Genomic DNA, 21106 nt, shown 5'->3' with positions numbered 1-21106 from the left:
GGTGAGCTGCGTCATCCGAAATACCGCACGGTTCGGTGCCCCTCGTCCGGCCGTCGGCCCCGTTGTGCCGACCGTGTTTCCGGAGGCTGTCCGCCCCAGGCCCGCCCTGACCTGTGTTTCTCCTGTGAGTCTGGCCAGATAGCGCGTTCCCTGCCGATCGAGGCCCGTGGAACAGTGATCCATCGTCAAGCTCGCCGGCTGTCAGCCGAGGTGAGTGGCTACGACGCGACGGAGTCAGAGATGTCCGCACGGCTGAGGCGACCGATCCTGCGTCACCCGGGAGGCTTCACCGTCCATGGTTCCCTGATCGCGCTCATGACCGCTGTTGTCCTCGCGGCCGGCGGGTGCAGCGCGTCCGGAGACGCTCCCAGGGACGCGAGGCCGAAGAAGCCCGAGAACACCGTCGCCGCGTCGAAGCAGGACGGGAGTTGTCGACCTGCGGTGAAGCGAGGCCCCCTTCCCGCCTGGGCGCGAAAGGAACTTCCGCGGGCCGGTGCCCAGCGTCACATCATCGGGAACAACGGCGAGATCGCCGCGGTGCTCTTCGGTTTCCCGTACCACGCGCCGGCCGCCAAGGGGCGGCAGAACAAGATCCTCTGGGTGGCGAAGGACACCGAGGGTGCGGCCGAGATGGGGCCTGATGACCGGTTGGTGATCAAGGCAAGGCTTGTCGGCACGGACCAAGTGGTGTCCCGTTCGGTCGCGGGAGGGCCCGGCCCCTCTCTCATCGACATGCCGAAGCCGGGGTGCTGGGAATTCTCCCTCTCCTGGCCGGGGCATTCCGACAGCCTGGACGTCGAGTACCTGGCCGGCTGAGCACGAGCCGAATCGCGTTCGGCAGCCGACGGGGGACAAGCAGGGAAACAACGGGGGATACGTGACACTCACTGATGCCTTACTCGTGTGCGCTGACGCGGCCGTCGTGGCACTGCTGGTGCGGGGCGGAGCGGCCAAGGTGGTCGCACCGGCGCTCGGAGCTGCAGCCGCGGGGGAGCTTCGTCCCGGCAGGCGCCCTGTGCCCGTTGCCGTGATCCGGGTCCTGGCGATCGGGGAGATCGCGGCGGGTCTGGCCCTGGTGGTCCCCGCCCTGCGCGGTCCGGCACATGTGCCGCTGGTGCTGTTCGGGACGCTCTTCGCCGGCGCCGGGTTCCTCGGGCTGTTGCGCGGCAGCACCGAGCCGTGCGGCTGCTTCGGTGCGGACAGCACCCGGCCCCTGGGTGTCGCCAACGCGCTGATGGGTCTCGCCATCCTGGCCGACGGAGCGGCCGCACTGTGGCTGCATGGCGTGAGCATGATGCCCCAGGGCAGTTCCCTGTCCGCCGGCGTCGCCGCCCTGGCGGCGATCACGACGTGTGGCTGGCTGCTCTTCTCGCATCGCCGACTTGCGTACACGGTGCTCGGAAATCTCTCCAAACAGTCGGAGTCCGCTGCCTAACAAAGGTAGGGCCGCATGATCGTCTTGCTCTCGGTGGCACTGCTGGTGCTGACCGTTGCCGTCGCCCTTCTCTTCGCGATGATGGGCGAACTCTCCTCACGCGTGCCCGACCCGGGTGACGAGGAATCCGTCGTCCCGTTGAGGGACGTCACGCTGGGTGTCGCGCCGGCCGACTGGCCGGACGCGCTGCGTGCGCACATGGACCGGGGCCGGAGCGTACTGCTGGTCCTCAGCCCCGTGTGCGCCACGTGCACCAAGGTGGGGGAGGAGCTGTCCCGACTGGCCCCGGGGGAACTCGGCGACCGGTACGGGGTGATCGTCTCCGCCGGCAGCGCCGACGCGGGTGCGGAGTTCGTCGACCGCCACGCGTTGCGGAAGATCCCCCACTACGTCGACGAGGGCGGTATGTGGACCATCGGAAGTCTCGGTGTGAACAGCAGTCCCGCAGCCCTGGTCTTCGAGGAAGGAGTGCTCATCGACGCCTACACCTTCGGTACGTTCCGCGCGATCCACCAGAAGGTCCATCCCTTGGCGACAGGAGGAGTCAAATGAAGTTCCTCAGACGAGGCATGTCGGCGACGGACGCCGCCGAACCCAAGAAGGGCATGGGGCGCCGTCGGCTCATGGCCCGAGTCGGCGCCACCGGCCTCGCGGCCTCGGCGGGCGTCTTCGCCGGAGCGCAGCAGGCGGCGGCCGCGCCCGCGTGCTGCAACCTGGCCAACTGGCCGGAGAACACCACGTACAGCTACTGCAAGGCGCACGCGTCGTACATCTGGTACTGCGAGACCGCCAGCGGCGCCCTCCACTGCGCCTGCTGCGAGACTGCCGGTAACCGGCTGTCCGCAGCCCAGTGCCTGCACGACTGACGGCGGTCCCACGATGACGACATGGTTGGTGATCGCCGGCATCGCGGCGGTCCTTCAGGTCTTCAGTCCTTGAGGCCAGTCAATGGCCGGGGTCGCCGGTCCCATGCTGCGCCGCAACACATCACAGGGCACCAGGTTCCTGACGGGGCTTGTCGTCGGCGGATCCGCCGCCTCACTGCTCCTCGCAGCGGTCCTGTTCGGACTGGGCACACTGCTGGAGTGGTGGCTGCCACCGCATGTTCGGCTGGTGGTGGTCGCGGTGACGCTGGTGGTGCTCGGTCTGGCCGACATCACCGATCGCACACCGCACATCTGGCGCCAGGTACCTCAGGCGTACGTCCGCAGCATCCCTCCGGGGAGGCTCGGTCTGGTGTGGGGATTCGACCTGTCCTTGCTGTTCACGACGCAGAAGAGCACTTCACTGACCTGGGCGGCTCTCGCCGGAACGGGCCTGCTGGTCCCGTCCGCCGCGGGGTATGTCCTGGTCGGCATGACCGTGGTCGGTGTGCTGACGATCTCGGTGCGGAGTGTCTACTACAGCGTCAGAGGTATGCCCGAACACGGAGACCGGATTCGGCCCTGGTTCACCTTGATCCGAAGGACGTGCGGTGTCGCGCTGTTGCTGGTCGCAGCGGGCGTCGTCCTGGGGCGCTGGTGAGATGAGCGGACATCAGCGCGTCAGTGATCCGCGGGGGCAGGTGGTCCTCACTCGCTTCGAGTGCCGCAACCTGCTCTCCCTGCTGCTCATCCTCGCCCTGCACCACAGGGTCAAGCGCGAGGTGCGCCGGGTGGCCGACGGCTACCTCGGTCACACCACGCTCGTCCAGTGGCACAGCCGGACCCTGCTGAGCTTCTCGCTCTGGGACCGGCTGGACAGTGTCTACGCCATGGGCGAGTCCCAGCGTCACATCACGGCGTCGCGACTGCCGGCCCGCCTGCGGGCCACCACGTCCTGTGGGATCTATGCCTACAGCGGCGAGTGGAAGCAGGTCATGTTCGGTACGCCGACCGCCGCACCGGAACCGCTGTACGCCGCGGACTCCGTTCCGCACACGAACCGCCACACAGACAGGAGGAACCACTCGTGAGAACTCGTACCCCCACGGATCGGGGCGTCGCCTTCATCAAGAACAATCCGGACGGCACCGCGAACGTCTACGTGGCCGCTGACGTGGCCGCCGATGGCAGCCCTCAGGACGTCATCTCCATGCACCTGAACCGTCCGGGAGTCGACATCGATGACGCCATAGCTCTGGTGTCCGTCGGCTCCATGCAGCGTACGGACGGGCAGGTACGCGTCACGTCCGGACCCGAGGACGTGGTCCTGGTCACGCCGGGCCGCACCGGTGCGGGACCGCTGCTCGGCTGAGCCGCAAGGAAACGGTGCCGGGCCGAGAGAAGCGGCCCGGCACCGGTCTGCGGAGCGGCGAAGCCGCTCGGCCCGGCGGAGGCGGACGGGAATCGAACCCGCCGGGCGAGGATGCCTCGCCCCACCCGCTTTGAAGGCGGGGAGGCCCACCAGGAACCCTGACGCCTCCGCCGCCACCGTAACCGACCCTTCTCCCGCTCGGCAGCCGAATCGATCACCGAGGCCACTTCTGACATGGGAAGCATGAGCACCGACACCCAGCCCCATACGAAGCGTTCCACCCCACGGTCCCCCGGCACACGACTGACGCAATACGCCCGCGGTGGAGGTTGTGCCTGCAAGATCGACCCAGGTCGGTTGGAGTCCCTGGTGGCCCGACTGCCGTCCTCCGCGGAGAACTTCGGCCACGGGGAGCTGATGGTGGGACTCGACGGCGGCGACGACGCGGCCGTCGTGCGGCTGCGGGGCAACCAGGCCACGATCCTCACCACCGACTTCTTCACCCCGGTCGTCGACGACGCCTACGACTGGGGCCGCATCGCGGCCGCCAACGCTCTCTCCGACGTCTACGCCATGGGCGGCACACCCGTCGTCGCCGTGAACCTGCTGGCCTGGCCGGTCGACACACTGCCCATGGAACTCGCCGGGGAGGTACTGCGCGGAGGGCTCGACGTCACCCGCGACGCCGGCTGCCACCTCGCGGGCGGACACAGCATCGACGACGCCGATCCGAAGTACGGCCTGGCGGTGACCGGCATCGCCGACGCCGACCGCCTTCTGCGCAACGACGCCGGCCGGCCCGGTCTGCCTTTGTCGTTGACCAAGCCGCTCGGTATCGGTGTCCTCAACACCCGCCACAAGCAGACCGGGGAGAAATTCCCCCAGGCCGTCGCGGCCATGACCGCCCTCAACCGGGAGGCCGCGGCGGCGGCCCTCGCCGCGGGCGCCGTCTGCGCGACCGACGTCACCGGCTTCGGACTGCTGGGGCACCTCTACAAACTGGCCCGGGCGAGCGGTGTCACAGCGAGGGTGGACCCGGCCGCCGTTCCCTACCTCGACGGTGCTCGCGAGGCGGTCGGAGCCGGATTCGTCAGTGGTGGCAGCAAGCGCAACCTCGACTGGGTCGACCCCCATGTCCGGTGGGGAGCGGCCGTCGACGAGGAGGAGCGCCTGTTGCTGGCCGATGCCCAGACATCCGGCGGACTGCTGGTCGCCGGTGAGATACCCGGGGCGCCCGTCATCGGTGAACTGGTGCCTGCCCAGGACGACATCATCGTGGTCGGATGACGACGGCCGAGCCCTCCACGGGCGCCGCAACGAGCGATCCGCGCCGGCGCGTCCCGGGCACCGACCTCGTGCTGGCGGATCGCCGTCTCGCCGATGCGGGCCGCCGTCTCGGGCGCGCCGTCGTCAGGGAAGCCGTGCATGAGGCCCAACGGCGGGCGCGGGGAGGAGAGATACCGCCCGAAGCCGTGGCCGACCTCGCCTCGGCGTTGTTGCCCCGGACCACCACGACGTTGCGTCCGGTACTCAACGCCACGGGCGTCGTCCTGCACACCAACCTCGGCCGCGCACCGTTGTCCCCGGCCGCCGTCGAGGCCGTACAGGCGGCCAGTGGCTATGTGGATGTGGAGTTCGACATCAGGAGCGGGGCTCGGGCGCGCCGGGGCCGCGGTGCTCTGGCGGCGTTGCGGGCGGCCGTGCCCAGAGCTGAAGAGGTCCATGTCGTCAACAACGGCGCCGCCGCCCTGGTCCTCGCGGCCACGGTCCTCGCCGCGGGCCGGGAGATCGTCGTGAGCCGGGGCGAGTTGGTCGAGATCGGAGACGGCTTCCGCCTGCCCGACCTCCTGGTGAGCACCGGCGCCCGACTACGCGAGGTCGGGACGACCAACCGTACCCACCTGGACGACTACCGCCGTGCGATCGGCCCCGCCACGGGCTTCCTCCTGAAGATCCACCCCTCCAACTTCCGCGTCGAGGGCTTCACCAGCGCCGTGTCCGTCGCGGAGCTGGCCACGCTCGGTCCACCGGTGGTCGCCGACATCGGCTCCGGGCTGCTCACCCCCGACCCGCTGATCCCGGAGGAGCCGGACGCCGACGGCTGGCTCGCGCAGGGAGCGAACCTGGTCACCGCCAGCGGCGACAAGCTCCTGGGCGGCCCGCAGGCGGGTCTGCTGCTCGGCACCCGGGAGATCGTCGACGCCCTGCGCACGCACCCGCTCACCCGGGCCCTGCGCCTGGACAAGCTCACGCTGGCCGCCCTGGAGGCGACCCTCGTGGGACCCCGGGCACCCGTCCTCGAATTCCTGCACGCGGATCCGGAGGCATTGCGCACCCGTGCCGAAAGGCTGGCCGGCCGGCTCAACGACCAGCGCGTCCCAGCTGCAGCGGTACCGAGTGAAGGCATCGTCGGTGGTGGCGGCGCCCCCGGCGTACGGCTCCCCGGCTGGGCCGTCCGGCTCTCCGCCGACTGCGCGGAGCTGCTACGCGCGGGCGAGCCGTGCGTCGTGGGGCGCGTCGAACGCGGGCACTGCCTGCTGGACCTGCGGTGCGTTCCGCCCGAACGCGACGACGACTTGGCGGGGGCCGTCCTGAGGGCCACCGGCTCTCCCGGGGGAGACAGATCCGCATGAGAGTGATGGCGACCGCCGGGCATGTGGACCACGGCAAGACGGCGCTGCTCAGGGCTCTGACAGGGATGGAGACCGATCGGCTGCCCGAGGAGCGACGCCGTGGCATGACCATCGACCTCGGATACGCCTGGACCACCCTGCCCGACGGCGAGATCGCGGCCTTCGTCGATGTACCCGGGCACGAGCGGCTCGTCACCAACATGCTGGCCGGCGCGGGCCCTGCCCCCGCGGCGCTGCTCGTGGTGGCGGCCGACGGGGGATGGGCGAGGCAGACCGAGGAGCATCTCGCCGTGCTCGACGCCCTCGATGTGCGGCATGGCGTCGTCGCCGTCACCCGTGCCGACCTTGCCGACCCCGCGTCGGCAGCCGCCACGGCCCGCGAGCGCCTGGCCGGCACCTCGCTGTCGGCCGCGGAGATCGTGGAGACCAGCGCGGTCACCGGACACGGCATGGGCGCACTGCGGGACGCTCTCGCCCGGCTGGCCGCCCGGATGCCCGTGCCGGACTCCGGGCGGCCCGCACGGCTGTGGGTCGACCGGGTCTTCACCGTGCGAGGCACGGGCACCGTGGTCACCGGGACGCTCGGCAGCGGAAGGATCGCCGTGGGAGACGAGCTGCGGATCGTCCCGACGGGCGGTACCGTCCGCGTTCGCTCGATGGAATGCCTCAAGACGGGTGTGAGCGGCGCGGCGGCGGTCTCCCGCGTCGCCCTGAACCTCCGCGGCAGCGCCTGCTCCACGATCAAGCGGGGGCATGCGTTGATCGCCCACGGAGGGTGGACGGTCACCGACAAGCTGGACGTCCGCCTTGTCCGGACGGGGGAACGGATGCCGAAGGAACTCGTGTTCCACCTCGGCTCCGCCGCGATACCGGTACGGATCAGACCCCTCGGCCCGGACACGGCACGCCTTGCACTCGCCTCCCCGGTCGCGGTGCACCAAGGAGAGCGCACCGTGCTCCGCACCCCGGACGATCGGATGATCACCGTCGGGGCGGTCGTCCTCGACGCCCTGCCGCCGCCCCTGAACCGGCGCGGAGCGGCGGCGGCTCGCGCCACGACGCTCAGCGAAGTGCCCGACCGTCCCGACGCCACCGTGGAACTCGCTCGCCTGGGCGTCGTCACCCGAAGCCGCCTGACGGCCACGGGCGTGCTGTCCCCAGGAGGCGAACCGCCCCCGGAGGCCGTCGTCGTAGGGGACTGGCTGGCTCACCCCGAGCAGTGGGACACCTGGACCGCACGACTACACCGAACCACGGACCAGTGGGCGAAAAGCCACCCGCTGGCACCCGGCATGCCACGAGAGACGGCCGTACGGGAACTGGGGCTGCCCCACCCCAAGCTGCTCGACGCTCTGGTCGGCGAGGCCGGCTTGGTCCTGGACGCCACCGGGGTCCATCGTGAGGATGCGAGGCCCACCTTCTCGGAAGCCGTCGAACACGCTCTGCAGGCTGTCCGTGATCGCCTCGTCGAGACCCCGTTCGGCGCTCCCACGACGGACGAGCTCCAGGCGTTGGGCCTGGCCGAACGACACGTGGCGGCGGCCGCTCGCGCCGGGCTGCTGCTGCGCCTGCCGGGTAACGTCGTGCTGATGCCCGACGCACCGGAGAGAGCCCGGCAGCGCCTGGTCGGACTGCATGAACCCTTCACGCTCAGCCAGGCGCGACAGATTCTGGAAACCACCCGCCGCGTAGCGGTGCCGCTGCTGGAACTGATGGACCGGACCGGTCTGACCAGACGAGTCGACTCGACACACCGACGATGTACGGAGCGCACGTGCAGGGGCGGCAGCTGAAGAATCCTGACCGCGCATCAAGCCACCTCGGAGAAGCAGCATGATCCCCGCGCACCCCGGACTGCGGGGCGAGTCGGTCTACCTGGACTACAACGCCACCGCTCCCGTCGACCCCCGGGTCGTCGAGGCGATGCTGCCGCACTTGGGGCACCACTTCGGCAACCCCTCCAGCGGCCATTCCTACGGCGATCAACCCCACCGCGCGCTCGATCGGGCACGCGCGCAAGTCGCTGACCTGATCGGGGCCCGGCCCGGCGAGATCGTCTTCACCGGTTCCGGCTCGGAGGCCGACAACCTCGCCCTGCGCGGCGCGGTGCTGTCCGCCGGGACCGACCGCCCGCATGTGATCACCCAGGTCACCGAGCACCCGGCCGTCCTGGAGACCTGTCGTGCCCTGGAACGTCTTCACGGCACCGACGTGACCTATCTGCCCGTGGACGGCGACGGCCTGGTCGGCCCGCCGGCGCTCACCGCTGCCCTCACCGAGCGCACCGTCCTGGTCTCGGTCATGGCCGCGAACAACGAGACCGGCGCCCTCCAGCCCATCACGGAACTGGCCCGCATCACCCGCGCCCACGGCGCGCTCTTCCACTGCGACGCCGCCCAGGCAGTCGGGAAAATACCCTTGGACGTACGGGAGTCGGGCGTCGACCTGCTGACGGTCGTCGGCCACAAGATGTACGCCCCGAAGGGCATCGCCGCCCTGTACGTCCGCCAGGGCGTCGCCCTCGAACCGCTGGTCTACGGCGGCGGCCAGGAGCACGGCCTGCGGGCCGGCACCGAGAACGTCGCGCTCGCCGTCGGCCTGGGCACGGCCGCCGAGTTGGCAGCCGAAGAACTCGCCGACGGCACACCGGGCTCGATCGCGGCGCTCCGGGACGGCCTGCACCGGCGCTTGGCCGACGCCCTGCCCGGCCGCGTCCACCTCAACGGTCCCGACACGGAACGCCTGCCCAACACGCTGAACGTCAGCATCGACGGCGCGCTCGGGCATGAACTCCTCGCCGCCGCACCCGGTCTGGCGGCCTCCACCGGCTCGGCCTGCCACAGCGGAACCCACACTCCCTCGCCCGTCCTGACCGCGATGGGCGTCGCTCCGGACCGAGCGCTTGGAGCGCTGAGGCTCTCCCTGGGCCGCTGGAGCACGTACGAGGACATCGAAACGGCGGCGGCCGCGCTGCTCAAGGCGGCTGCCGTGCGGTGAGGGACGGGGCCTCGGCCTCGCCGTGAGAGTGACGGCGAGCAGCGCAGGTGAGGAGCCTGGCGTCCGTCAGTTCGGTTTCTGCGGCGCGCCTGCCGCCCTCGCTGTCGCGGCTCAGGCCCTGCCCGGCGGCCGTCACCGGAGTGACCCGGTTGCCTTCAGGGACATCTCCGCTTCGAGTCAGGGTGGCGGAGGCAGGAGGCCACGACCACGAAGGGCCACAGGGATTGAAGAGATGTGACCAGGCGTTCAGCCACGCCGACGACACCGTGACGATGTATCTCGATCATGAACCACAGTGCTCCGGCGCCCATCAGGGCGGTCGCCGCGAGGGAGGGGGCGGGCCGCAGTCCCCACGGTGCCGTTCCGCTGCGAACGGCGGCCAGGACCGGCCACACCGCCAGAAGCGCGAAGCCGACCGCGGCGGCCGAGCCGTGGCGCAGGGAACCCCCACTGATCGGCGCCGGGAGCAGAACCACCATGAACGCCGACACACCTCCGCCGCCCAGCGCCACCCGTCCGGCGAGGGCGGCCGCACGGAGCCCCCAGGCGGTCAGCACGTGGCAGACCCCCAGGGCGAACAGCGCTCCGTTCATCACCCAGAATCCCGCTGCCCCGTAGGCCGCCAGGACGCTGATCGTCTGCGTAGCAGGGTCGTAGGCGGGACCCTCGAGGAGCGCCGCGAGCGTCCAGCCTCCGATCAACAGGACAGGCGCGCACACCGACGAGAGCAAGGCCCACCTGGGCACAGATCGCACCGGTTCACCGTAAGACGCTCCGCCCCTGCGGGCGGCGACGCCGCGCCTGGGGGGGGGACCCTCAGTGCGGACCCGGAGCTCGCGCCCTCAGCCTGAGAACCGATCGCGCCTGTCCGGAAGCATGGTCTGGCTCCGGGGAACACGATGGCCCGCCCTGCGCTGCGACAGCCACAGGGCGACGGCCTCCGAGATCGGCTGCCCGGTCTCCAGTTCGATGAAGCCGAACTGGCCGCTCTGGTTGCACTCCAGGAACCACCAGATGCCCTTCTCCTCGGCGAAGTCGAACGCGGCATACGCCAGTCCGGCGAGGGTGACGTACTCGTACACCGACTTGCTGACACGTTCGGGAACCGGGACCGCCTCCCAAACGTGGCCGGTGTCGCCGTAGCGCCCGTCGACCTGGTCGGGTTCGGCCACCTTCCGAGCGGCGAACAGCCGGGTGCCGACACAGGTCAGACGGATGTCGGCACGCTTGGGTATGTACCGCTGCAGCAGCGCCGGCCCGGCCGCGACGCCGGAGAAGTCCGTGTCGGGACCGATCAGGGTGGTGGGCAGAGCCAGCGCGGGGGTACCCGGCGGCGGCCCCGAGGCGGACTTCACCACCACGTCCCCGTGCTCCGCGGCGAACTGCCGCGCCAGGCGCGGGGAGGTGGTGACGAGGGTGGGAGGAACCGCGAAGCCGCTGAGATGGGCAACCCTCAACTGCCAGAGCTTCAGCCGTGCTTGCTCGGCGTTGCGCGGATGGTTCATCCATCGCGGGGAGCCGGAGCAGAGCAGTCCGAACAGCGCCTGACGGGTCTCGGCGGTCAGCCACGGTGAGGGGTGGGGCGCGTGCGCGGCCGGCTCGCCGGGTCTGCGCACCCACACGGAGCGCAGGCCTTCCATGCTGAGCACATGTCCGTTCACCGACAGGTGTCCCTGGAAGTCGCCGTGGGCGTAATCCGCGGACAGCACGGCCTTGCCCGGCAGGTCGGCAGGGTCGAGCCGCATCACGGGCACCCCCGTTTCGTGCAGCTTGGCCACCACCATGTCGGCGGTGACGTCCTCCTCGGACGTGAGAATCAGTACGGACATCCGCTTATGGGTCTCAGTCGTCGAAGTGTGTCTGGGAACCGGCGGTGGACGTCGTCGTACCGGCCGCCAGAAGGAGGTCCGGATCACTGACGGCGAGGCGTCCGTCGGGAAGCACGTTCAGCTGCAGCGACTCGTCGAATCGGTAGGGCGTCACCGCGGTCGGACCTGTCCTGGGGAGGACATAGTTGAGGGTGAACGGTCGCACTCGAAACCTCCAAGTTCGCACGCTGCCTGCGTGCAGCGCCTCACGCGTTCCTGGCGCAAGGAATTCATCACTTCTGGCGCATCCGGGGGAGATCATCACATTGCCGCCATCCGCGCTGCCCGCCTTCACATCATCGGCATCAGAAGCATCGGAAGAGCTCAACTTCCCCACGATCTAAGGATCGAAATGGGCACCGTAAACGTCACAGCCGCGCGGCTATGCGCGGACGACCGGTCGTGGCGGGCCGGGTCACGAAGCGGCGCGGGGGCGGGCCGGGTCACGAAGCGGCGCGGGGGCGGGGCGGGTCACGAAGCGGCGCGGGGGCGGGGCGGGGGCGGGGGCGGGCGGACGCAAACGCCCCCAGCGCAAGCGTCCTGCCCTGAACGCAAACGTCACGCCTCGAACGGCGAGCGGCCCGCCGACGGACGTGGGGCCCGGCCGACTGATGGAGGTGGGGCCCGGTGGATCGGCGGAGGTGGGTCCCGGTGGATCGGCGGAGGTGGGGCCCGGTGGATCGGCGGAGGTGGGGCCCGGTGGATCGGCGGAGGTGGGTCCCGGTGGATCGGCGGAGGTGGGTCCCGGTGGATCGGCGGAGGTGGGTCCCGGTGGATCGGCGGAGGTGGGGCCCGGTGGATCGATGGAGGTGGGTCCCGGTGGATCGATGGACGTGGGTCCCGGTGGATCGGCGGAGGTGGGTCCCGGTGGATCGATGGAGGTGGGTCCCGGTGGATCGGCGGAGGTGGGTCCCGGTGGATCGGCGGAGGTGGGGCCCGGTGGATCGATGGAGGTGGGGCCCGGTGGATCGATGGAGGTGGGTCCCGGTGGATCGATGGACGTGGGGCCCGGTGGATCGGCGGAGGTGGGTCCCGGTGGATCGGCGGGCGTGGGGCCCGGTGGACTGATGGACGTGGGGCCCGGTGGATCGGCGGACGTAGGTCCGGTCGACCGACGGACGTGGGGTCCGGTCGACCGACGGACGTGGGGTCCGGTCGACCGACGGACGTGGGGCCCGGCCGACGGATGGTCGGGGCTTGGCCGGCGGGCCGGGGGCTACTGGTCCTTCCCGCTGCTCGTCCGGTCGTTGCCCGCCGGGCTGTCCGCGCCGCCGGGGTTGCCGCCGGGGTTGTCGCCGGACGTGCCGTTGCGGGAGGCGCCGGTGTTCCCCGCCGTGCCGTTGCCGGTGTTCGCGGCGCCCTCGCCGGGGTTGCCCGTGCCGTCCGGGCCGCCCGGTGCGGCTGACGCCCTTGCCAGCTGCTCGGCGCAGTACGCGGCGACCTCGTCCTCCCCGCCGGCGGCCGCGACGAGCTGCTGCCAGGCCCTCGCGTCGAGTGCTTTGCCGCGGTCCTCGACCTGCTCGTAGGCGCGACAGTGGGCCTCGGTGTCCTGGGCGCGGGCCGGTCCGTCGGTCGCCGAGGGGCCGCGGGAGGGCGCCGACGGGTCGCCGTCGCCGGGTCGGCCCGGTGCGGACGCCGTGGGGCGCGCGGTCTCCTTGGCGTCGGCTCCGTCCGCGGGCGAGCCGGCCGAGCCGATGGCCGCGACCGCGGCACCGCCCAGCGTGAGGCTGGCGAAGGCCACGCCGAGTGCCATCCTCACGGGGCGCCTGGCGCGCCGCTCGGCGGGCACGCGCCAGTCGTCCCGGCGCCGGGTGCGCGCGCGGTGTGCTTCCGTGCCGCGGGCGGCCCGGAAGGCGGCCAGAGCCCGCTGTTCGGCTTCGGGTTCGAGTTCTCCTGCGCGTATGGCGGCGGCCAGCGCCGTTTCCAGGGCGGCGGGGTCACGCACGGCGCGTGGACCGGACGCGGCGCCGTCAGGGTGCGCACGCCGACGGTCTGGGACTCCGCCGCCGCTCAGGTGTTCACCCATGTCCGCTTCCGTTCCTGTCCGATCGGTTGATTCGTCCGGTGTACGGGGCCTGACGTTTGCCTGCCCGACATGTCACCGTCGTTGTTCATTTCGACTCCCCTAGCGTTCGGGAAGCCTCATCCGTCACACCGTCCTCCGTCTCGCGGACGCCCAGCTGGCGGGCGAGGCGCTTCAGACCGCGGTGGGCGGCGGTGCGCACCGCTCCCGGGCGCTTGCCGAGAACGCGTGCGGCGGCGGGGCCGTCGAGGCCGACGACGACGCGCATGAGGACGGCCTCGGCCTGGTCTCGCGGCAGTCCCCGGACCAGCTGCAGGGCCCGCTCGGTGGAGAGGGACTCCAGGGCCTGTTCGTGCGTGTTGTGCGGGCTGGGCATGTCCAGTACGTCCTGTTCGCTCCCTCCCGCCCGGGGTCGTGCGCGCTGGCGGCGCAAATGGTCCAGCGCGCGGTGCCGGGCGATCGTCGCCGTCCAGCCGCGGAACCCGGCGCCGTCGCCCTTGAACCGCCCGAGGTCGCGGGCTATCTCCAGCCAGGCATCGGATGCCACGTCCTCCGCCTCGTCGCCGACGAGCCCGCGCAGATAGCCGAGCAGGCCCGGCTGCACGATCCGGTAGGCGACCGTGAATGCGGCCTCGTCACCGTCCTGGGCCCGCGCGACTGCCGCGCCCAGCTCTTCGTCGTGCACCCGTACATGCCGGGATTGCCGTACCTGGCCCAATATTTTCCTCGTTCACACCGGTTCATGGCGAGTCATGCCGTCCGCCGTGCTCCGGTCGCATGGACGGCCCATGGTGATCAGCGCGAGTAGTCACAGAAGTGTCACAACAGATCAGGAACCTTCATGCCGTCGCCGATGCCTCTCCTCACAGCCGCCGAAGGCCGCGAGGACGGAGCGGCGGCGCCAAGAGGCAGGAGCTGTACGGTCGTTGAGGGACCAACGTCGGGTCCGGACGACATGACGGCTCATCAAGCCCGGCGGATCCACAGCTCGGACGCCGACGCGCGCCCGGCCGTGCCGCGCCGGCCCCCAGGTGACGTTTCGCGCAGGTCATGCGCTGTCTGAGTACGAGTCCGCATGCGTCGGGCCGCCCCACCTGACGCCAGTGACGCAACTCACCTTCCCGGGCCTCTCTCCGTGACGCTGTTGACTCCGCTCCAGGAGCGGCACGGAGAGGCACAGGGGCGGCCGGGGCTCCGACCACGCACGGAACCCCAGCCGCCCCACACATCCTTCGCAGCCACGGTGGGCGGGCGGAAGCCGCTCACGGACTTGTCGGCGCCGCCGGTCCCGGGGGCACGGGCGCGCCCGACGTCGCATCGCGGCACAGCAGCCCCGGCGAGCCCCGTCTCCCTCGGACGGAGCGGCGGCGGGCCGCGTCGACGTGATTCCACTACCGCCCGTCGATGGTGCGGCGGACCTGGCGGTCGCCTCCCACCGACCATCAGCCGCCCCTCCGACGGGCGATCGCTCCACCCGCGTACGCCGCGAAGCCGCGCGGCGCGCTCCTCACGGCGGGGCGGCTCCTCACGGCGGGGCAGCTCCCCACGGCGCGGCGCGCTCCCCACGGCGGGGCGCGCTCTCACGGCGGGGCGGGGGTGCCTCCCGCCGCCCCCGCCCCGCGCGACGGCGCCTCGGTACGTGACCGTCGTACCCGGCTACCGGGCGAGGGCCCCGCACTGCTCAGCCCTTCTCCTCGACGGTGACCGGCCGGTCGTCGCGCAGTTCGGTGAAGAGCCGCTTCGCCTTCGCCGCGTCCCACTTCACGGCGCTGCCCTTCGCCGTGGTGACTCCGCGGCCGACCACGGGCACGTTGAGCTGCCGGCCACCTCCCGACGAGACGCTTCGCATCGCCCGGAACAAGGAGACCAGGGTGCGCGGATCCGTGTCCTCGTCCACCACGAGGGTGTCCAGCGCCGCGCCCAGCAGGGGATACGTCCGGAACGGATTGAGTGCGGTACCCGGTGTCGCCGCCTTGTGGGCGAGTGCCGCGAGGAACTTCTGCTGGTTCCTGCTGCGCCCCAGGTCGCCCTGGGCCTCCTGGTGCCGCTGGCGGACGAACGCGAGCGCCTGGTCGCCGTCCAGGGTGTGGCAGCCCTTCGTCAGGTCGAGACCCGACTTCTCGTCCCTGATGTCCCGGTCCACGCACATGTCCACGCCGCCGACGGCGTTCACGACACCGACGAAGCCACCGAAGCCGATCTCCGCGTAGTGGTCGATGCGGATGCCCGTGTTGAGCTCGATGGTCCGCACGAGCAGCCGGGCGCCGCCCAGCGAGTAAGCCGCGTTCAGCTTGTCCTTCGCCGGGCGGTGCCGCTTGCCGGTGCGGGGGTCGAGGTACGACGGGATGGTGAGCCACGAGTCGCGGGGCAGGCTCACCATCGTGGTGCCGTGGGCACCGGTGTGCAGGAGCATCATCGAGTCGGTACGGCTGCCGCCGCCACCGCCGGCGTGCAGCTCCTCCTTGGCCTGCTCGGACAGGCCGTCACGGCTGTCGGAGCCCACGATGAGGTACGTGGTCCCCTTCCCTCGCGGCGGACGGTCCCCGGCCTCGCCGAGATCGACCGAGCGGTCGAGCGTGAGGTCGGCCCAGGCGTACGTGCCGCCCGAGGCCAGCAGCAGCGCGCAGAGCAGCAGTGCGAGCAGGCGCGCGACCCGGCGGCGCCGGCTGGGGCGCACCCAGGGCGCTCTGGCCCTGGAGGGCCGGCCGTCGCCCGCGTTCTCCGGGGTTGCACCGTGGGGGTCCGACGGCTGATGCCCGGGCGCCTGGAACGGAAAGCTCTCCCGCTCCCACCCGTCCCCCGTGATGACCTGGCCGGTGATCACGCGGGGTGCCCGCGCCCCGTCGTCGTGCCGATGCCACTCGTTCATGGGCCGAACCACTCCCTGATCACGTCGACGACAGCTCTCTCGGGGCGGACGGCTGTCTGAGCTGCTGGTCGGCGGCCGTCCCGGAGCGCTGCATGCGCTGCCACTTCAGCCGGGTGCCGCCCAGGAGGGCGAACACGGACTGGATGACCACCAGATACATCAGCTGCCGGTAGACGAAGAGCTGGAAAGGCATCGACCACAGGGTCCACAGCTTCTCCCCGTCGAGCCTCAACGCGTAACCGGCGCAGAGCAGTTGGAGGGCGAGGAAGGCCAGCCACACGCCCATCGACCGCACAGGATCGGTGAAGAGCACCCCGTACAGCGCGAACAGGTCGACGACCGGCGCGATCAGCGGCAGAATCACCTGAAAGACCGTCAGGTAGGTCAGTCCGCGGCGGGCGAAGCGTCCGGCGGTGCCCACTTCGAGGACGGCCCCGCGGTGCTTCCACATGGCCTGGAGCGTGCCGTAGCACCAGCGGTAGCGCTGCCGCCACAACTGCCCTAGCGAGGTGGGCACTTCGGTCCAGGCGATGGCCGACTCCTCGTAGACCACCCGCCAGCCGGCCCGCCACAGGGCCATCGTGAGGTCGGTGTCCTCGGCGAGGGTGTCCTCGCTGACCCCGCCGACACCCAGCAGCGCGTCCCTGCGGAAGGCGCCGATGGCTCCCGGTACCGTCGGCATGCACTCCAGCACCTCGAACATCCGCCGGTCCAGATTGAAGCCGAAGACGTACTCCAGGTGCTGCCATCTGCCGAGCAGACCGCGCCGGTTGCCCACCTTGGTGTTGCCGCTGACCGCGCCGACGGCCGGGTGGGCGAGTGGCTGGATGAGCCGGTACAGGGCGTCGTCCTCGAAGACGGTGTCGGCGTCGACCATCACGACGATGTCGTACGAGGAGTGCGCCAGACCGGTGTTGAGCGCGGCCGCCTTGCCCGAGTTGGGCTGCCGGATCACCCGCACCCGGGGGTCGTCGATCCAGGTCGCGAGGTCCGCCGTCCGGTCCGTCGAGCCGTCGTCGATCACGATGACCTCGAGGTACGGATGCGTGGACGCGAGAAGCGAACGGACGGTGGACTCGATCCCGGCCTCCTCGTTGTACGCCGGGACGAGCACCGTCACCGGTGCGTTGACCTCCCGCAGCCAGGGCGCGCCGGGGCGGGGACGGGTCAGGCGCCGGACATGGGCACGGGCGAACACCGTGAGCATCAAAAGCCGCACCACACCCAACAGACCCAGCGCGAGCAGCACCCAGGTCATGGCGTGCGTGAACGCCTGGCCGGCGGTCGTGGTCCAGATCAACGCCTTGCCCTGCCACCGTTCGGCGGCGGACACCCGCGTATCCGCCGGGGGCATGCCGAGCGCGTCCGTGACGGTGGTGAACCGGTCGGCGTGCGGGTTGCCGAGCAAGTCCTTCGTCTCCTGGTACGCCAGGTCCGTCTGGCTGAACTGGCGGACCATTCCGTACTTGGGATCACGATCGGGCCGGTCGGCGGCGACCAGCACATAGCCGTCCGCGGCAGCTCTTTGCGCCGCCTTCCACTCGGCGCCGCACAGCGTGTCCACCTGGGTCGTCAACGGCATGCGCAGCAGACCGGTGCGGATGCCCGCCGCGCCGGCGAGGGTCTTCCGGGTGAGCGTCAGCTCCATCGCGGTGCGCACACGCGACGATGACCCGAGATCGGCCCCTGTGTACGTGTTCGAGCCGATCTCGTGGCCCTCGGCGAGGATCCGCCGCACCAGCTCCGGGTGGCGTGCCGCCTGTGCGCCGAACAGGAAGAAGGTCGCGTGCGCATGATGCCTGCGCAGCAGGTCGAGCAGGCGCGGGGTCCATACGGGGTCGGGGCCGCCGTCGTAGGTGAGCGCGACGGTGCGGGCGGGCACGGCCGAGGACTTGACGTCGTCACCGCTGATACGGCGCAGGACCGGACCGCTCTCGTCGACGGCCCTGGGCACCGGCCTGGTGCAGGGCAGGCGCGACTTTGCGGCGTCGACCTCATGGACGGTCCAGCCCTCGAAGAGCAGGGCGGCGAAGACGATGCACAGGGCCAGAGCCAGCAGCCTCCAGTGACCGCGGGGCTCCCGGGACCGGGCGTGCCGACGTCGTACCGAGCGGCTCACGCAGCCATCCCTGGAGTGACGTTACTCACAGCGGAGCCGGGGTTTCTTCGACGGGTGCCGATGCGGGGCGAGGCGGTTAGGTGCCCGGTGAGCGCAGGCGCGGCGGGAGCGTCGATGGGAACGGTTGCCGGTGCGGGCACACGGGTGGCGGGCGTCGATCCCGCGGTGCGGGCAACCGGTCCGCTCGCGCGCCACGCGGACTTCCCGCGCTGGTCGAAGGTACGGGCGCCCGCCCAATGACGGGGCTTTTCCTGCTGGTTTGTCTTCCTGTCGCGCTCTTGCATGGGCGGCGAGTGTAGCCACAGAGGTACTGCGGGTGTGTCCGAAACCCATCAGTCGACCGCCTCGCCACGGGAGGGTGTGACGCCAAGCCCCGTCAGTGCGCTGGACTAGGTGGCTGCGGGGAAGTGTGCCCGCACGTTCCTCCTTTCCGGGGCGGATCTCGTGGAGTCGAGGCCGCACTTCACCAATGATTTCCGGCCATCCGTGCGCTGCGCGGTGCCTGGGGAACGAACGCGGCGCACCGAGGAACCTGACACCGCTCCTCCGGCCCGTACGGCGGAGGAACCCGGCGTCGAGGGACCAGGTGAAAGCGATCACGGACCCGGAAGGCCGCGGCACGAGCCCTCGAGTTCCGAGGTGGGTCTGTGACACCGATCACCGCTGTTGCGCTGGTCTTCCCGTGAGGAAGAAGCATCCGTTCCGCAACGCGCTGCTGGCCGCCGTCGGCACGGTCTCCGGGATCGTGCTGCTGATCGCACTCAAACCGACCACGGACCCGTCGTCGGCGCGGGCCGAGCCCGTGATCGCATCGGACGCCGCCGCGTCCCCCGCCCCGTCGGCGTCCTCGCGCTCTGCTGCCGAGTCGTCCTCGTCGTCGAAGACGCACGGGAGGAGGCGCACCCCGCCCTCGTCCACCGCGAGCGCGCAGCCGTCGGACCAGGCGTCCGCCGCCCCCGCCCCCGCGAACACCGGCAACGCACCCCCCGCGCCGAACACCACCTCGGCCGCACCCACCACCCGTACTGTCACCGGAGCCACGGCTCAGTCGAAGTACGGTCCGGTCCAGGTACGGATCACCCTCACCGGCAGCAGGATCACCGGGGCGGCGGCCGTCCTGTCCCCGGACGAGACGCCGCGGAGCAACGACATCAACTCCACCGCCATTCCCAAGCTCAACCAGGAGACCCTGCGGGCGCAGAGCGCGAACATCGACACGGTGTCGGGCGCCACGTACACCAGCGAGGGCTACAGGCAGTCCCTCCAGAGCGCCCTGGACCGGGCCGGCGTCTGAGCACATCGACCTGACGCAGGTCCCCCGACGGCGTGAACGGGGACGAGGCGATCTCGGGAGACGCACGTTGCCGTGGTCATGGTGATCGTCCCAGCCGTGGGTGGTTCTCCTGCCTTCCTCGCCGACCGCCGCAACGGGTGGGGGCAGGTGCGGGACCACCCTGGGCACCGGCGGTCCGCTACGGCCTCCGGTTGCCTCCGACCGCACGGGGTGGCTCCATGGAACGGCAGCCGGAACGCGGGGAACGGGGCAGCGGATGGGTATCGATGTGACGGTGGACCGGGCGATCCCGCTGCCCATCGAGCGGGTGGCGGCGTATGCCATGGACTGGCGCCACGATGCCGAGTGGACCCAGGGCATCCGGACGGCTCAGCTGACGCGGCAGGCGGATGCGGGCGGTTTCGGAGTCGGGGCGGAGGTGACGCGGACGGCTCACTTCCTGGGCAAGCGGATCGACTACGTGCTGCGAGTCGCCGGGTACGAGCCGCCCAGGCTGCTGGACATGGTCTCGGTGGCCGGCCCGATGCCGATGCATGTGACCTACTCCTTCGACCCGCTTGCGGACGGCGGCACGCTCGCCCGGATCCGTGTGCGCGGTGACGCCTCCGGCTTCTACCGGTTGGCCGGGCCGATGATGGGGCGCAAGGTGCGCTCCTCGCTGGTCAAGGATCTCCGGGACCTTGAGCGGCAGGTGAGCCGGCGAGCGGGAGGGTGAGGAACGGCATGGCGTTCGACGAAGGCCTCGCGGAACGCATCAGGGCGCGACTGGGTGCGGATCCCGGTGTCACGGAGAAGCGGATGTTCGGTGGGCTGGCGTTCCTGTACGAGGGCAACATGGCGGTCGGGGTGACCGGGGACGAACTGATGGTCCGGGTCGGCACGCACGCCACCGAGGCCGCCCTGGCACGGCCGGGCACGCGGCCCTTCGACTTCACCGGACGCCCGATGCGCGGCTGGGTCGTCGTGGCCGCGTCCGCCGTGTCCGAGGACGAGGCCCTGGCGGAGTGGATCGATCAGGGGTACGCCTTCGCGGCGAGCCTGCCGCCCAAGTGAGCCTGGTCGGTGGCAGGCTCGCCGCACTTCCGGCTCCCTGACGCCGGCGTGCGCTCGGGGACCGGCATCGTGCAGCCGGCGACGCCGTCCGCGACCGCCGTACGGGCGGCTTCCAGGACGAAGACCTGGGGGACAAGGCCCCGGCGCTGAAGGCGCCAGGGCTGGGCTCGGGCATCGACCCACGACCACCCGCGGCTGTCTGCCCGGCGCCCGCGCGGCCGTTCCGTCACCCAGCCACCACCCACGTCACTCTCCCGTGAGGCGCCATCCGCCAGGAGCCGCTCCACCCGTACGTCGGCCGCGCGAGCCCCCGCGCGCCCTCACACCACAGCGCCCGAATCCCGCGCCCGCCCGCCCCAGGAAGCCTCTGTCGACGGGCTTGCCGAGCCAGGCGAACAGGCCCATGACGAGCAGCACGCCGTGCACCGTGGCCGACACGGTCCATAGCGCCCGAATCCCGCGCCCGCCCGCCCCAGGAAGACGCTGTCGACGGGCTTGCCGAGCCAGGCGAACAGGCCCATGACGAGCAGCACGCCGTGCACCGTGGCCGACACGGTCCATAGCGCCCGAATCCCGCGCC

Annotated in this window: 21 protein-coding genes and 1 tRNA gene; 14 read left to right on the top strand and 8 right to left on the bottom strand. The window is 71.1% G+C overall.

The window, feature by feature from the left end; all coding sequences use genetic code 11:
- Positions 1 to 315: 315 nt before the first annotated feature.
- From ACZ43N_RS10560 to ACZ43N_RS10530, 7 genes are all read left to right on the top strand, one after another.
- A complete protein-coding gene (locus ACZ43N_RS10560; protein ID WP_468096557.1) occupies positions 316 to 816 on the top strand; it encodes a hypothetical protein in 501 nt (166 codons plus the stop codon).
- Positions 817 to 901: 85 nt separating this feature from the next.
- Positions 902 to 1435, top strand: a complete 534-nt coding sequence (locus ACZ43N_RS10555) for a MauE/DoxX family redox-associated membrane protein (RefSeq protein ID WP_468096556.1) — start codon at positions 902 to 904, stop codon at positions 1433 to 1435.
- A 15-nt stretch (positions 1436 to 1450) separates the two neighbouring features.
- Positions 1451 to 1987 (top strand): thioredoxin domain-containing protein, encoded by a 537-nt coding sequence (locus tag ACZ43N_RS10550; RefSeq protein WP_468096554.1) that lies wholly within the window; start codon positions 1451 to 1453, stop codon positions 1985 to 1987.
- Positions 1984 to 2301, top strand: a complete 318-nt coding sequence (locus ACZ43N_RS10545; RefSeq protein ID WP_468096553.1) for a hypothetical protein — start codon at positions 1984 to 1986, stop codon at positions 2299 to 2301. The genes ACZ43N_RS10550 and ACZ43N_RS10545 overlap by 4 nt, the downstream gene beginning before the upstream one ends.
- Before the next feature lie 103 nt (positions 2302 to 2404).
- On the top strand, positions 2405 to 2959 hold the full coding sequence (locus ACZ43N_RS10540) for a hypothetical protein (RefSeq protein ID WP_468096552.1): 555 nt from the start codon (positions 2405 to 2407) through the stop codon (positions 2957 to 2959).
- Between the two features lies 1 nt (position 2960).
- The gene (locus ACZ43N_RS10535; protein WP_468096551.1) at positions 2961 to 3389 is read left to right on the top strand and encodes a hypothetical protein; all 429 of its coding nucleotides are present in this window, start codon (positions 2961 to 2963) and stop codon (positions 3387 to 3389) included.
- Positions 3386 to 3670: a hypothetical protein gene (locus ACZ43N_RS10530; protein WP_468096550.1), complete on the top strand. Its 285-nt coding sequence runs from the start codon at positions 3386 to 3388 to the stop codon at positions 3668 to 3670. The genes ACZ43N_RS10535 and ACZ43N_RS10530 overlap by 4 nt, the downstream gene beginning before the upstream one ends.
- A gap of 76 nt (positions 3671 to 3746) precedes the next feature.
- On the opposite strand, the gene ACZ43N_RS10525 is transcribed toward ACZ43N_RS10530, so the two are convergent.
- Positions 3747 to 3839, bottom strand: a tRNA-Sec gene (locus ACZ43N_RS10525).
- A 74-nt stretch (positions 3840 to 3913) separates the two neighbouring features.
- On the opposite strand from ACZ43N_RS10525, the gene selD reads away from it, so the two are divergent.
- From selD to ACZ43N_RS10505, 4 genes are read left to right on the top strand one after another with little or no spacing between them, the layout of a single operon-like run.
- Positions 3914 to 4957 carry a selenide, water dikinase SelD gene (selD, locus tag ACZ43N_RS10520; protein ID WP_468096549.1) on the top strand — a complete coding sequence of 348 codons (1044 nt, stop codon included), beginning with the start codon at positions 3914 to 3916 and terminating at the stop codon, positions 4955 to 4957.
- Positions 4954 to 6303, top strand: a complete 1350-nt coding sequence (gene selA / locus ACZ43N_RS10515; RefSeq protein ID WP_468096547.1) for an L-seryl-tRNA(Sec) selenium transferase — start codon at positions 4954 to 4956, stop codon at positions 6301 to 6303. Before selD ends, selA begins: the two co-directional genes overlap by 4 nt.
- On the top strand, positions 6300 to 8096 hold the full coding sequence (selB, locus tag ACZ43N_RS10510; protein ID WP_468096546.1) for a selenocysteine-specific translation elongation factor: 1797 nt from the start codon (positions 6300 to 6302) through the stop codon (positions 8094 to 8096). The genes selA and selB overlap by 4 nt, the downstream gene beginning before the upstream one ends.
- Before the next feature lie 40 nt (positions 8097 to 8136).
- On the top strand, positions 8137 to 9300 hold the full coding sequence (locus ACZ43N_RS10505) for a cysteine desulfurase family protein (protein ID WP_468096545.1): 1164 nt from the start codon (positions 8137 to 8139) through the stop codon (positions 9298 to 9300).
- 155 nt (positions 9301 to 9455) lie between these two features.
- Here ACZ43N_RS10505 and ACZ43N_RS10500 read toward each other — a convergent pair whose 3' ends face one another.
- The 7 genes from ACZ43N_RS10500 to ACZ43N_RS10470 all read right to left on the bottom strand — a co-directional run bounded on the left by ACZ43N_RS10500 (position 9456) and on the right by ACZ43N_RS10470 (position 18179).
- Entirely contained in the window at positions 9456 to 10055 is a 600-nt protein-coding gene (locus ACZ43N_RS10500) for a DUF998 domain-containing protein (protein ID WP_468096544.1), read from the bottom strand.
- 87 nt (positions 10056 to 10142) lie between these two features.
- Positions 10143 to 11129 carry an MvdC/MvdD family ATP grasp protein gene (locus ACZ43N_RS10495; protein WP_468096543.1) on the bottom strand — a complete coding sequence of 329 codons (987 nt, stop codon included), beginning with the start codon at positions 11127 to 11129 and terminating at the stop codon, positions 10143 to 10145.
- A gap of 13 nt (positions 11130 to 11142) precedes the next feature.
- Positions 11143 to 11334, bottom strand: a complete 192-nt coding sequence (gene tgmA / locus ACZ43N_RS10490; protein ID WP_355397432.1) for a putative ATP-grasp-modified RiPP — start codon at positions 11332 to 11334, stop codon at positions 11143 to 11145.
- 1050 nt (positions 11335 to 12384) lie between these two features.
- Positions 12385 to 13113 carry a hypothetical protein gene (locus tag ACZ43N_RS10485; protein ID WP_468096542.1) on the bottom strand — a complete coding sequence of 243 codons (729 nt, stop codon included), beginning with the start codon at positions 13111 to 13113 and terminating at the stop codon, positions 12385 to 12387.
- A gap of 166 nt (positions 13114 to 13279) precedes the next feature.
- Complete coding sequence (locus tag ACZ43N_RS10480) at positions 13280 to 13876, bottom strand: RNA polymerase sigma factor (RefSeq protein ID WP_468096540.1); 597 nt, start codon at positions 13874 to 13876, stop codon at positions 13280 to 13282.
- Between the two features lie 996 nt (positions 13877 to 14872).
- Positions 14873 to 16060 carry an LCP family protein gene (locus ACZ43N_RS10475; RefSeq protein WP_468096538.1) on the bottom strand — a complete coding sequence of 396 codons (1188 nt, stop codon included), beginning with the start codon at positions 16058 to 16060 and terminating at the stop codon, positions 14873 to 14875.
- Between the two features lie 19 nt (positions 16061 to 16079).
- A complete protein-coding gene (locus ACZ43N_RS10470) occupies positions 16080 to 18179 on the bottom strand; it encodes a bifunctional polysaccharide deacetylase/glycosyltransferase family 2 protein (protein WP_468096537.1) in 2100 nt (699 codons plus the stop codon).
- Positions 18180 to 18861: 682 nt separating this feature from the next.
- On the opposite strand from ACZ43N_RS10470, the gene ACZ43N_RS10465 reads away from it, so the two are divergent.
- The 3 genes from ACZ43N_RS10465 (at position 18862) to ACZ43N_RS10455 (ending at position 20526) form a co-directional block, all read left to right on the top strand.
- Positions 18862 to 19473, top strand: coding sequence for an FMN-binding protein (locus ACZ43N_RS10465; protein WP_468096535.1), 612 nt, complete (start codon positions 18862 to 18864; stop codon positions 19471 to 19473).
- A gap of 256 nt (positions 19474 to 19729) precedes the next feature.
- Positions 19730 to 20188 carry an SRPBCC family protein gene (locus ACZ43N_RS10460; protein WP_468096533.1) on the top strand — a complete coding sequence of 153 codons (459 nt, stop codon included), beginning with the start codon at positions 19730 to 19732 and terminating at the stop codon, positions 20186 to 20188.
- An 8-nt stretch (positions 20189 to 20196) separates the two neighbouring features.
- Entirely contained in the window at positions 20197 to 20526 is a 330-nt protein-coding gene (locus tag ACZ43N_RS10455; RefSeq protein WP_468096531.1) for a TfoX/Sxy family protein, read from the top strand.
- Positions 20527 to 21106 lie beyond the last annotated feature (580 nt).

Source organism: Streptomyces sp. NPDC030814 (assembly GCF_055572155.1).
The sequence above is the reverse complement of the archived record's forward strand: the minus strand, read 5'-3'. Positions and strand labels throughout refer to the sequence as shown.

What these genes read in the sequence shown, in the direction of transcription:
- ACZ43N_RS10560 (WP_468096557.1), top strand. Translation starts at nt 316, where the DNA reads ATGACCGCTGTTGTCCTCGCGGCCGGCGGGTGCAGCGCGTCCGGAGAC.
- ACZ43N_RS10550 (WP_468096554.1), top strand. Translation starts at nt 1,451, where the DNA reads ATGATCGTCTTGCTCTCGGTGGCACTGCTGGTGCTGACCGTTGCCGTC.
- ACZ43N_RS10545 (WP_468096553.1), top strand. Translation starts at nt 1,984, where the DNA reads ATGAAGTTCCTCAGACGAGGCATGTCGGCGACGGACGCCGCCGAACCC.
- ACZ43N_RS10540 (WP_468096552.1), top strand. Translation starts at nt 2,405, where the DNA reads ATGCTGCGCCGCAACACATCACAGGGCACCAGGTTCCTGACGGGGCTT.
- ACZ43N_RS10535 (WP_468096551.1), top strand. Translation starts at nt 2,961, where the DNA reads ATGAGCGGACATCAGCGCGTCAGTGATCCGCGGGGGCAGGTGGTCCTC.
- selD (WP_468096549.1), top strand. Translation starts at nt 3,914, where the DNA reads ATGAGCACCGACACCCAGCCCCATACGAAGCGTTCCACCCCACGGTCC.
- selA (WP_468096547.1), top strand. Translation starts at nt 4,954, where the DNA reads ATGACGACGGCCGAGCCCTCCACGGGCGCCGCAACGAGCGATCCGCGC.
- selB (WP_468096546.1), top strand. Translation starts at nt 6,300, where the DNA reads ATGAGAGTGATGGCGACCGCCGGGCATGTGGACCACGGCAAGACGGCG.
- ACZ43N_RS10505 (WP_468096545.1), top strand. Translation starts at nt 8,137, where the DNA reads ATGATCCCCGCGCACCCCGGACTGCGGGGCGAGTCGGTCTACCTGGAC.
- ACZ43N_RS10495 (WP_468096543.1), bottom strand. Translation starts at nt 11,129, where the DNA reads ATGTCCGTACTGATTCTCACGTCCGAGGAGGACGTCACCGCCGACATG.
- ACZ43N_RS10475 (WP_468096538.1), bottom strand. Translation starts at nt 16,060, where the DNA reads ATGAACGAGTGGCATCGGCACGACGACGGGGCGCGGGCACCCCGCGTG.
- ACZ43N_RS10460 (WP_468096533.1), top strand. Translation starts at nt 19,730, where the DNA reads ATGGGTATCGATGTGACGGTGGACCGGGCGATCCCGCTGCCCATCGAG.
- ACZ43N_RS10455 (WP_468096531.1), top strand. Translation starts at nt 20,197, where the DNA reads ATGGCGTTCGACGAAGGCCTCGCGGAACGCATCAGGGCGCGACTGGGT.